The organism is Streptomyces sp. NPDC031474, from assembly GCF_055581185.1.
In genome coordinates this window covers 202,334-213,424 of sequence record NZ_JBVIJX010000017.1, presented here as the reverse complement: position 1 = coordinate 213,424, position 11,091 = coordinate 202,334, and the positions used below count along the sequence as shown (strand labels likewise).

The 11,091-nt window shown below is 71.9% G+C and carries 11 protein-coding genes; 5 read left to right on the top strand and 6 right to left on the bottom strand.

All coding sequences use genetic code 11. The features are described from left to right. Positions 1 to 209 precede the first annotated feature (209 nt). The 5 genes from ACZ5SK_RS33830 to ACZ5SK_RS33810 form a co-directional block, all read right to left on the bottom strand. Entirely contained in the window at positions 210 to 638 is a 429-nt protein-coding gene (locus ACZ5SK_RS33830) for an ATP-binding protein (RefSeq protein WP_334577468.1), read from the bottom strand. Between the two features lie 155 nt (positions 639 to 793). Next, positions 794 to 1,204, bottom strand: a complete 411-nt coding sequence (locus tag ACZ5SK_RS33825) for a (deoxy)nucleoside triphosphate pyrophosphohydrolase (protein WP_334577469.1) — start codon at positions 1,202 to 1,204, stop codon at positions 794 to 796. 30 nt (positions 1,205 to 1,234) lie between these two features. Beyond that, the gene (locus ACZ5SK_RS33820; protein ID WP_334577470.1) at positions 1,235 to 1,462 is read right to left on the bottom strand and encodes a hypothetical protein; all 228 of its coding nucleotides are present in this window, start codon (positions 1,460 to 1,462) and stop codon (positions 1,235 to 1,237) included. Positions 1,463 to 1,963: 501 nt separating this feature from the next. Next, a complete protein-coding gene (locus ACZ5SK_RS33815) occupies positions 1,964 to 2,716 on the bottom strand; it encodes a GntR family transcriptional regulator (RefSeq protein ID WP_361701313.1) in 753 nt (250 codons plus the stop codon). 216 nt (positions 2,717 to 2,932) lie between these two features. Continuing rightward, positions 2,933 to 4,285: a DUF4190 domain-containing protein gene (locus ACZ5SK_RS33810; RefSeq protein WP_468576820.1), complete on the bottom strand. Its 1,353-nt coding sequence runs from the start codon at positions 4,283 to 4,285 to the stop codon at positions 2,933 to 2,935. A gap of 105 nt (positions 4,286 to 4,390) precedes the next feature. On the opposite strand from ACZ5SK_RS33810, the gene ACZ5SK_RS33805 reads away from it, so the two are divergent. From ACZ5SK_RS33805 to ACZ5SK_RS33785, 5 genes are all read left to right on the top strand, one after another. Further along, on the top strand, positions 4,391 to 5,566 hold the full coding sequence (locus ACZ5SK_RS33805; protein ID WP_361701310.1) for a serpin family protein: 1,176 nt from the start codon (positions 4,391 to 4,393) through the stop codon (positions 5,564 to 5,566). Positions 5,567 to 5,663: 97 nt separating this feature from the next. Next, positions 5,664 to 6,590, top strand: coding sequence for a GHMP family kinase ATP-binding protein (locus ACZ5SK_RS33800; RefSeq protein WP_468576818.1), 927 nt, complete (start codon positions 5,664 to 5,666; stop codon positions 6,588 to 6,590). A gap of 382 nt (positions 6,591 to 6,972) precedes the next feature. Next, the gene (locus ACZ5SK_RS33795) at positions 6,973 to 7,542 is read left to right on the top strand and encodes a TetR/AcrR family transcriptional regulator (protein ID WP_334577475.1); all 570 of its coding nucleotides are present in this window, start codon (positions 6,973 to 6,975) and stop codon (positions 7,540 to 7,542) included. A gap of 101 nt (positions 7,543 to 7,643) precedes the next feature. Beyond that, on the top strand, positions 7,644 to 7,877 hold the full coding sequence (locus tag ACZ5SK_RS33790) for a hypothetical protein (RefSeq protein WP_334577476.1): 234 nt from the start codon (positions 7,644 to 7,646) through the stop codon (positions 7,875 to 7,877). 88 nt (positions 7,878 to 7,965) lie between these two features. Next, the gene (locus ACZ5SK_RS33785; protein ID WP_334577477.1) at positions 7,966 to 8,172 is read left to right on the top strand and encodes an acetyl-CoA synthetase; all 207 of its coding nucleotides are present in this window, start codon (positions 7,966 to 7,968) and stop codon (positions 8,170 to 8,172) included. 46 nt (positions 8,173 to 8,218) lie between these two features. On the opposite strand, the gene ACZ5SK_RS33780 is transcribed toward ACZ5SK_RS33785, so the two are convergent. Then, the gene (locus ACZ5SK_RS33780) at positions 8,219 to 10,855 is read right to left on the bottom strand and encodes a WD40/YVTN/BNR-like repeat-containing protein (RefSeq protein WP_468156810.1); all 2,637 of its coding nucleotides are present in this window, start codon (positions 10,853 to 10,855) and stop codon (positions 8,219 to 8,221) included. Between the last annotated feature and the right edge of the window lie 236 nt (positions 10,856 to 11,091).

Genomic DNA, 11,091 nt, shown 5'->3' with positions numbered 1-11,091 from the left:
GTATCCAGCACTACGGGTCCGCACGACACGGTGTTCACGATCACAGCACGGTCCAGGCTTTTTTCGGACCGTGCCGCGTCAACACTTCCAGTCTTCTAACCAGCGGGCACGCCGTCGAACCACACCTTCCGGGACCGGTCGCGACCGGAGCCGGACGGGGGACACGGCCACCCCGGCTGTACACCGGCTCATCCCCGCGAGACGGCGCGTCAACCCGGTACCGCGAGCTCGAACCACACGGTTTTCCCGGTGTCCCCGGGGCGGGTGCCCCACCGGCGCGAGGAGGAGGCAACGAGTTGCAGTCCGCGCCCGCTCTCGTCGTCGAGCCGGGCGACGCGCTCGCGGGGCGGGTCCGGCAGCGGGTCGGAGACCTCGACCAGCAATACGCCCTCCAGGCCCGCGGGGCGCACCAGGCGGACGCCGATGGGCCCGGTGGCATGCCGCAGGGCGTTGGTGACCAGCTCGCTGACCAGCAGGGCCGCGAGGTCGCCCAGGCTGTCGAGGTCCCAGCCGTGCAACTGGCTCCGGACGGCGCCGCGGGCGGTGCGCACCGCACCGGGGTCCGCGGGGAACGTCCATTCGGCGCGGTCGCCTTCGGTGTCGATCACGCCGATCACTTCCCAGGCCAGCGAGTACACCCATGTCTGGTTTGGTGGGGTTAATGGGCACATACCCGATATCCGCGAGGCAGTACCGCACAACAGGGCGCACTGTGGCACAAACGGCGTACGAGCCACCCCGCTCCACGGTCAACGCGCCCCCGCGCCTTCCAAAGAGGCGGAGCAGCCTCGGATCAGCGGGCTCGGGTGTTGAGTCTGGCGAGGGTTTCGCGTACTGCGGGTACATCCTGGTCGAGCCAGTCGACGTGCCAGATCTCGTCCGGGGTGAGCCAGCGCAGGGCGTCGTGGTCCTGGAGGGGGCGGGGGGCGGCGGAGCCGGGGCGCAGGCAGGCGGTCCACACCTGGAGGACGTAGGGGGGTCTCAGGGGCCACTCCCCCGGGACGCGCTCGACGGTCTCGGCGTCGACGCCTAGTTCCTCGCGCAGTTCGCGGACCAGGGCCGCTTCGGGCGCCTCGCCCTTCTCGACCTTGCCGCCGGGCAGTTCCCAGCGCCCGGCGAGTTCCTCGGGCGCGCTGCGGCGCGCGGCGAGCAGGCGGCCGCCGTCGAGCAGGGCGGCTCCCACCACCACGATCCGTTCCGTCATGCGGCGGAGCCTACAAGGGCGTGGGGTACGTCAGTTCCGGGTGCCGTCTCCGTGCTGCGCCTGGGCCTGTGCCTGGGTTTCGCCCTGGCCCTGCCCTATGCGTTCGACCCAGTACAGCTGCTTGTGGCCGCGGCTGTCGAGGGTGTCCGCGATCCCCTGGGCCTCGGCCCGGGTGGCATATCTGCCCACGCTGTAGCGATTGCCGTTGTCGTCCTGCCGTATCACCAGCCAGGGCAGAGAGATGGCGCTGTCGTTCATCGCCCCCCATCCCCCCTTCTCGCCCCGACCCGCCCGGATCCCGTACGCGGCACGCCGTGCGCCCCGCCTGCCAAGGAAACCGCAATCCGCATATGCCCGAGCGTACGCCTTACCTTTACGCACCGAACACGGCTTTGCACAAAGAGGTACGCAACCAGCCAAGACGCAGGGGGCGCACGGGACCGAGCGCGCCGTGCGCGCGAGGCGATGCGTCCGGTTGGCGGGGATCCGGGCGCCTACCGGACGACCTGCGGGAACGGCGGGAAACGACCGGATTCCGACGGCCGCCGGGCAGCTCCGCGAGGCGCCGATACCGGGGGCAACTGCCGGAAGGGTGTGCGCCTCCCGGGCGAATGCACTACCGTCCCGGGCCGCGCTCCCGCCTCCACCACTTCGCTCCCGCCACCGGCAGGCGGCCCGCCACGCGCGGCGGCGGCCGGACGGGTCCTACTGGCTCCACTGGCTCCACCGGCTCCACCGGCTCCACCGGCTCTACCGGCTCTACTTCACCGGCAGGTGGTAGGCGACCTGGTAGCGGTCGGCCGGGATCACCACGTCGGCCGTCTCGACCGGGCGGCCGGAGGCGTAGTACGTGCGGTGGACGACCAGGACGACGTGTCCCGGGACGCCACCGAGGGTGAGGAGTTCCTCGGCGAGACCGGGCCGGGCGCCGACCTCCTCCGTGACGTTGTCGACGATGACGTCGATGGCGCGCATCCGCTCGACGACGCCCATGCCGCCGAGCGGGCCCTCCTCCGGCAGCATGACGGGGGTGCGGCCGGTGACGGCGAGGGGCTCCCAGGAGGTGGACAGCATCATCGCCTCGCCGGCCTCCCGGAAGACGTACTTGGTGCGCATCACGCGGTCGCCGACCTGGATGCCCAGCCGCTCCGCGACGTCGACGCACGCCTCGACCTGCTCGCTGCTGGACTCCCAGGTCCCACGGTGGTGCTCCTCGGCCTGTTCCTGACGGAACGGCGTGGCACCGCTGACGGGGCGGTAGCCGGAGCGGGCGATCCGGCGCGGCACGGGCCGCTCGCGCACGTACGTGCCCGAACCGGAGCGGCCCTCGACGAGGCCCTCGGCCATCAGCACCTTGCGCGCCTCAAGCGCGACCGTGTCGGAGACGCCGTACTCCTCGCGGATTCTCGCCTGGGACGGGAGGCGGGTGTGGGGTGGCAGCGACCCGTCGGTGATCTTCTTGCGAAGATCACCCGCGACACGCAGATACGCCGGCTGCTCACCGAATGTCACTGGCCACTCCCATCAGGTTGTACAGACAGCTACAGCCTGGCAACCGTGGGTTGTGCCATGCAAGCAAAGGCCAGAGAATCACTCGATGTGATGACATCTGCCCGGGAAACGCTTTACCCAGGCACTTTCTCCCCGCTATGGACGTAATCACACACGTGAGCACACGCATGAGCACGCGCATGAGCATGCGTGGTCATAAAGGTGATCAACGGGTGATCACACGTCCAGACCGCTGTCGCCGTCGCCCCGGCCCGCGCCGCCGCCTCCGGTCCCGCCTCCGGTCCCGCCTCCGGTCCCGCCTCCGGTCCCGCCGCGGTTCCCGCTGCCGTCCTCGTCGTACGTGGGCGGGGTCGTGGCCAGGCCCAGGGCCTTGCGGGCGGTGACCGTGGAGCCGCCGTCGACGTACTTGTAGGCGGTGTCGTAGTGCGTGTAGAAGCCGTCCACGGTCGTGGCCTTCTCCGCCGCCGCCCACTCCTTGCCCGCGGCCCGCATGTCCTTCACCAGGGCCGCTAGGGGGGCGCGGGCCTTCGCGGACCAGGTGTGCGCGCCGAGCGCGGCCGCCTGCTCGTCGGTCGCGTCGCCGATGTCCCCGGCCCAGGTCCGGTTGCTCGCCAGATCCTCCTCGGCGTATGCCTCCGGCTCCTCGAAGAGGACCTGGTCGACGGCGGTCATCGCCTTCAGGAAGGCCAGCTGGTCGGCGTCGAGGGTCGTCTCGTCGGTGCGCAGCGAGCCGGTCAGGGTGCCGTTCTCGTCCGTGTTGGCGAACACGCAGGTGATCTCGCGGTCGCCCCACTTCCAGCTCTCGGAGGTGGGCGTGAGGTAGTAGACGTCGACCTCGTCGGTCACCGCCCAGGTGTCCATCGCATAGGCGTTCTCCAGGTCGTAGCACTTGTCCTCGGCCACGTCGGTGACGCGGTCGTCGCCCGGGAAGTCGCTGCCGGACAGCGGGACCGTGGCGAACACCTCGGCGTCGTGCTCACCGGCGCAGGCCACCTCGTCGACGTCGTAGACGTCCTCGTCGAAGGTCTTGCCCGGCACGTCGAAGCAGTCACCCTTGGCCAGCGCGAAACTGGAGTTGGGGCGCGCGCCCTCCTTGAACCCGTCCCAGAACTCGGAGGCGCCGCCCGTGGCCAGCGCCAGGACCCACAACGCGAGCCCCACGGAGGACAGGATCGCGCCCGCGACCGCCATGCCCTTGCCGCGCTCCCCCCGCTTCTTGATCTGCACCAGCGCGATGATCCCGAGCACCAGACCCACGGCCGGTACGAAACAGAGGATGCCGAGGACCAGGGCGGCGATGGCCACCCCGTTGATCGGCGAAGGCCGCCCGAAGGGGGTGTACCCCTGCCCCCACACCGGGTAGGGCGCCGCCCCGTAGGGGGCCTGCGGATAGGGTCCCGGCCCGGGATACCCGGGCGGGCCCTGCTGACCCTGAGGACCGTACGGCCCCTGGGGGTGCGGGCCCTGCGGGGGCGGGGCGAAGGGGTCCTGCGGGTACGGACTCTGCGGCTGCGGAGGCTGGTACGGGTCCTGGGGCTGGTGGGGCCCGGGAGGCGGAGGTATGGACACGAGTACCGTGCTCCTGGTTTCGGACGGTCAGGCGGTTGTCGTAGCAGAACGACTGGGCGCATCGTAAGCGCGGCGCGAGCCGAGTCGAGAGTGGGGGAGGCGGTCGTGAAGACGACGATCCGGGCGGTGAACGGGCTCACCGCCCGGTGGGCGGGGGCCGTGGACGGGGGCGGGCGCGGCGCCGTCTTCTCGGCGGCGGGGGTGTGGCCGCTGCTCGCCTTCCTCGCGGACGGGGCGTCGGGCCCGGCGCGGGAGGAACTCGCCGGGGCCCTCGGTGTGCCCGCGGGCGAAGCCGCCGCCGCCGGGCGCGAGTTGCTCACCGCGATGGAGTCGACGCGCGGTCTCGACACGGCCCTGGGACTGTGGACCAAACGCACCCTGGAGCTGCGGGAGGCCTGGGAGGCAGGGTTGCCGACCGGGGCGCACGGGGTGCTCACCGGGGACCTGGCAGCCGACGCCGGCGCACTGGACGCCTGGGCGGTGAAGCGGACCGACGGGCTGGTGGAGCGGATGCCGGTCGTGCTGCGGGACGACACCGAGATGGTGCTGGCGAGCGCGCTGACGCTGCGGACCCGGTGGCTGCGGCCCTTCGGCGAGGTCCCCCTGCGCAGCGCCCACTGGAACAGCCGCACCTTCCTCGGCCTGTCGCGCGAGACCCTGCTGCTGGACCGGATCGGCGTCGCGGACACGCCCGACGGGCACGTCACCGAGCTGAAGGTGTTCGGCGCCGACGGCATCGACGTCCATCTGCTCCTCGGCGAGGAGGACATGACGCCGGGGCAGGTGCTGGGGGCGGGGGTGGGCCTCCTCGCCGGCCGGCACCCGGTCGTCCCCGGTCCCCGGCTCCCCTACGGGGAGGCCGGTCCGGGCCTGCGCGTCATGAAGGAGCGGTCCAGGACGCCCGACCCGCCGACGCTCCACGTCACGACGGCGGCGTTCGGTGTCGCCGCCGACCACGATCTGCTGGCGCGCCACGAGCTGTTCGGGCTCACGGCCGCCCGGGACGCCGACCACGGCCACTTCCCCGGCATCAGCGCGTTTCCGCTGGCCGTCGGGTCGGCTCAGCAGTCGACGACGGCGGAGTTCGGCGCGGAGGGCTTCCGGGCGGCCGCGGTGACGGCGTTCGCCATGGCGGCGGCCGGCGGGGTGCCTCAGCTCCGCTGGATCACCACGACGCTCAAGGCCCGCTTCGACCGCCCCTTCGGCTTCCTCGCCCTGCACCGCCACACCCGGCTGGTGCTGGCGGCGGGCTGGGTCACCGAGCCGAAACCGTTCCCGTAGGGCGTGTTTCGAAAGTCCCGGCTGCCCGGCACGATGGCGGCGAGATCGGCAGGCGGGAGGGCGGACGGTGGTGTCGTCGACGCGGACGGCCATCACCATGGCCGCAGGCACGGGCACGGGCACGGGCATGGGCATGGGCACGGGCACGGCCCCCGTGCATCACGGCGAGCTGTTGCAGGGCGCGTTCACCGGTCCGTCGGGCGCTCCCGTGCGCGCCCTGGTCACGCTGCCCTGCCCGCTCCATACGACGCGGGCGACCTTCACTCCGGTCCACGGCGGCGAGGTCACCGTCTCTCCGCCGCGGAAGGAGAAGGCACGCCGAGCGGCCGAACTGGCCCTGGGCGAACGGCACCTGCGGACGGGCGGTCATCTCGACCTGGTCGGGGACGCGCCGCCGGGCCGTGGTTTCGGCTCCTCCACCAGCGACGTCCTGGCGGCGGTCCGGGCCGTGCGGGACGCGCTCGGCGCTCCCCTGACGGCGCGGGAGACGGCCCGGCTCGCGGTCCGCGCGGAGACGGCCTCCGACGCGCTGATGTTCGAGGAGAGCACGGTGCTGTTCGCGCAGCGCGAGGGCACGGTCGTCGAGGACTTCGGCCACCGTCTGCCGCCGCTGCACGTCCTGGGCTTCGGCTCCCGCGCCGGCGGCCACGGCGTGGACACCCTCGCGCTTCCCGCGCCCCGCTACGACAGCGCGGAGATCGCCCGCTTCGACCAGCTGCGTGTCCTGCTCCGCCGTTCCCTGCGCACCCAGGACACGGCTCTGCTCGGCGCGGTGGCGACCCGGAGCGCGCTGCTCAACCAGCGGCACCTCCCCGTGCCGGGCCTCGACCGCCTCCTCGCCGCGGTCCGCGCCTGCGGCGCTCTCGGCCTCCAGATCGCCCACAGCGGCGACATCGCGGCCTTCCTGTTCGCCCCGGAACCCGCGGCAGTCCTGACGCCCCGCACGACTCGCGCGCGTGAGCTGTTGCGCGGGGTGGGCGTCGAGGAGTGCTGGGAGTTCGACGTCGGCGCCGGCCCGCGGTGATGCGCTACCCGCCGGACCAGGAGTGGGCCGGCGGCGCCCCGGCCGGGACGGGGCGGCGAGTACCGCGCCGGACGGCGCCGCCGGGCGGTACAGGCCGTACCCGGCGGTGGTGATCAGGAGGCGGGAGTCCGACGGGTGCAGGCGTACGGAGGTAGGTGGGCTGTGGGGCGGGCACGGTCAGGGTGTGCAGCCGACGGCCGTCGGGGTGGGTACCGACGGATCTCGTTCGTCTTCGGAGACCACGAGGAGATCGGTGCGAATTCGTCGCCCGTCGAGGAAGGCACCGGCGGCCGGCAGCTCCCTGCGAAACGCCCGGCATCCCACTGCCCCAGAGGGAAACCGATCCGTTTTGATTCTTCTGGAATCGAGTTAACCTCGCAGCATGACCACCGAGGCGAAGCCCAGCTCCCGCGAGCGGCTGCTGGAGGCAGCGGCCACGCTCACCTACCGAGACGGTGTCGGCATCGGCGTCGAGGCGCTGTGCAAGGCGGCGGGGGTGTCCAAGCGCTCCATGTACCAGCTGTTCGAGAGCAAGGACGAACTGCTCGCGGCGAGCCTGAAGCACATCACCTCCGCCTACGTGGCGACGCTCCTGCCCGCGGCGGCCGACGGCCGTTCGCACCGGGAGCGGATCATGCACGTCTTCGAGCAGGTGGAATCGCAGGCGGGCGCGCCCGAGTTCCACGGCTGCCCTTACCTGGCCGCGCAGATCGAGCTCAAGGACCAGGACCACCCCGCGAGCCGGGTCGCGCATCGGGTCAAGGCGAACCTGACCGCCTTCTTCCGCACCGAGGCCGAGCAGGGCGGGGCAAGCGATCCCGACTTGCTGGCGCGGCAGCTCAGCCTGGTCTTCGACGGCGCCAGCGCCCGCGCGGGAATCGGAGCGGACAACCTGACCGGGCTCGTCGCGCCCACGGTGACCACGCTGCTCGACGCGGCGGACATGCGCTGACAGGACATGCGCTGACAGGACATCGAGAACGGGCCGGGAGGCACGGGAATGCGCTGGTGGACCGGAGGCTGTGCGATCGCCGCGGTGGCGGTCCTCGCCGCGTGCGGCACAACGGGCGGCGGCGGGTCGGCGGCCGGCGGCTCGTCGGGAAGTGCGCCCACGGGGCCGCCGTCCGGTACACCGGCCCACCCGTCCGCGCCGCCGTCGCCCTCCGCGCCACCCGCGAGTCCGATGCCGTCCGCAAGTCCGACGCCGTCCGCGTCGGCCGTCACGCCCTCTCCCCCGGCCGCCGGCTGCGCATCGGGACGGACAGAGGTCGCCGTCGCTCCGGGTGACCCGGTCCAGCGGCCGTTGTGCGTCCGGCCCGCGACGGTGGTCTCCCTGGTCTTGCGGCCCCGGACGGACGACCGGCGGTGGACGGGCGTGCGGAGTTCCGCGCCGGTGTTCGTCCTGGTCTCCGGATGGCGGCTGGACGCGGACGGCACCGCCCACGCCACGCTGCGAGCCGCGGGCACCCGGGGCGGCAGCGCCGAGATCACCGCGCTGGCGAAGGCGCCGGACATCGCGGGTGCGGCGAAGGCCGCCTTCACCCTGAACGTGAACGTGGTCCCGTACCCGCGGGAGGGGTGACCCCGGAGAACCCGGGGCCACCCCTCACTTCACGGCACGGTGTGCGTCAGCCGCAGTCGCGCACCTGGACGGTGTAGATGCCACGGCCGTGGGTGGCCGCGTACAGGGTCTTGCCGTCGGGGCTCAGCTTGAGCTGGAGCACGGCGACGGCCGGGAGAGAGCCGACCCGCTGCCACTTGGTGTGACCCGGGGCGCGGTAGACGACGCCCAGGTCGGTGGCGACGGCGAGGCCGCCGTTCGGTGTGACGACCGCGGAGTTGGTCGGCACGTCGGGCAGGTTCGCCGAGACGTCCTTCCAGGTGGCGCCGCCGTCGGTGGACTCGAAGACGTGGCCGACGCCCGCGCCGGGGCCCTCGGTCCAGTGCCGGGAGAAGCCGTTGACGGCGAGGAAGACGTGGTCGGCGTTCCTCGGGTCGACGGCGAAGCCGCTGAGGTAGCGGTTGGGCACGGTGCCGTCCACGGGCAGGGTGATGTCGTGCCAGCCGGTGCCGTCCGCGTTGCCGACGGAGATGCCGCGGGCGAAGCCCTGGTTGTTGCAGGGCCCGCACCAGGCCGCGTACACCTTGCCGCCCGAGGCCGCGACGGCGGTCGCGGTGCGCCCGGCGCCGAGGTCGTACACGCTCTTCCACTCGTCGCCGCTGCGGATGGCGTAGCCGTGGGTCTGCACCCAGATGTGCCGGCCGCCCGCGATCCACGTCGAGCTGCTCTTCAGGTCGGCCGCGAGCGGGGCGATGAAGCGGGCCTCGCTGGTGGCGTTGTCGGCCGGGGCGACGTTGTACGACGTCGCCTTGGTGGCGTCGTCGACCCAACTGCCGTTGTTCACCGCACAGTTCTGGGTGACCTGGATCGCGAGGTAGACGTATTCCTCGGCGATGTTGCAGCCGTTCGCCGGGTCGGCGAGCGTGTCGCCGCCGTCACCGCCGAAGTTGGAGCCCATCACCTTGTCGTTGCTCCGCAGGATCGACTGGCCGTTGTCCTGGAGGCCGCCGGTGACCGCGACGCCGCCGTGGTCGAGGTCCTTGCCGATGCCCACCGAGTAGTACTGGAGGGTGTCGATGGTGCCGTCGTTCAGCGAAGTCCAGTCGGTGGCGTGACCGGAGGCGTCCTGGGAGCCGTCGACCGGACGCTTGTAGACACCGCCGTCGTTGCCGACGTACACGAAGCTCTTGCCGTGATAGCGGCCGATCGCGACCCCGTGCTGGTCGGAGTGCGTGGTCTGGTGGCAGTCACCGGTCTGCTTGGCCGGGTCGATGGACCAGCAGGGGAAGGTGAAGTTCCAGTACGGGCCCACGGTCGACCAGGTGGAGCCGCCGTCCTTGGTCTCGTAGACCTCCTCCAGACCCGCGTACACATGCTTCGGGTCGCTCGGGTCCACGGTGAGGAACTGGTTGTACCAGGCCTGCACGCCCGGCATGTAGCCGCTGGACGTCAGCGCCGAGCCGTCGGCGGCCAGGCCCTTGTAGTCGGCGATCTTCGTCCAGGGCCCGAACGGCGAGGCGGCGCTGTAGATGCCCTCCAGGCCGCTGTCCGGGTTGGTGTTCAGCTGCTCCGGCGACTGGTCGACGGCGTAGTAGCGGGAGCCGTCGGCGGAGCGGGCGAAGGTGACGTTGCCGACGTTGTCCGCGTCGGTCGGCAGATCACCGAAGCCGCTGGTGATGCGGGTCCAGACGCCGCCGACCTTCGTGTAGAAGCCGTTGTAGTCGTCGCCGCTGCGCCAGCCGACCGCGAGGATCACCCTGGAGGGGTTCTTCGGGTCGATCGCGATGTCGTTGGCGATGTTCTTGTACGCGGCGTCGGGGTCGTCGGCCTCCGAACCGCCCGGCAGATAGTCGGGGTTGGGCGCGAACTCCAGCTTCCAGGCGCCCTTCAGCGTCTTGGCGGAGTGGCTCCACACGCCCGCGCTGGTCGCCGCCCACACCTTGCCTCCGCCGAACCGCAGCTCGTGGATGGTGGTGGACTCCAGCTCGTCGCCGCCGACCCGGCTGCGGGCGGAGAAGGTGCCGTGGTGCGGGTCGGACAGGAGGTAGACCCCGCTGCCGAGGTAGGCGTCCGCGTTGGTGGTCGCCTCGCCGGTGCCCAGCCACAGCCGCCCCGACCCGTCGAGCGCGAGCGCGCCGGTGGACTGCGAGGGCAGCCCGTCGCTGATGGGCCGCCAGTTCCCGCCGCCTTTCCTGGACCGCCATACGCCGCCGCCGGCACTGCCCGCGTAGACGTATCCGTCGTCGTCGGCGGCGATGGCGGCCATCCGGCCGGTCACCTTGCCCGAGCCGCCGCTGGAGTTGGAGTCGATGTCCCGGTAGCGGGAGTCGTCGGAGTCGTAGGGCAGGTCGGTGACGTTGTGCCAACTGCCGCCGGTGCTCGGCAGCTTGGTCAGGCCGGTCCAGGCGGCGCCGTACGCGCCGGGGGCGACGACGCCGGGCGAGGTGCGGGCCTCGGAGTACTGGTCCGCGCCCTCGGCTATCTCGTCCGCCTCGTTGCCGTCGTCCCCGTCCTCCCCCTTCAGACGGGGACTCATGGCGCCCACGGACTGCTCGCGTTCGGCGGCGAGCCGGGCGAGGGCCCGGGCTCCGTAGGGGCTCTTGCTGTTGCCGGACGCGGCGCCTGCGGGGGTCGCGACGAGGGCGGCGGATGCGGTGATGGCGCAGATCGTGAGCCATCGTCTCTTACGGGATGGTGCTGACACCAGATCCTCCGGAAACGGGTGGTAGTACAGCCGTTGTGGAGAACCCGATCACCGGCGGCAGAAGGCGTCCGGCATTTGGACGAGCCTTGACCGGACTTGACCAGAACCTGTCACTGCCGTCGAGGCAGGCGCCATGCGTGAACGCACGACCAGCGGAGAGATCCCGCTTTCGGGCGCGTGTCAATGGCGACTCGGTGGATCACCGCGGGCCATGATGTTCGAACCCCCCAAAAGAC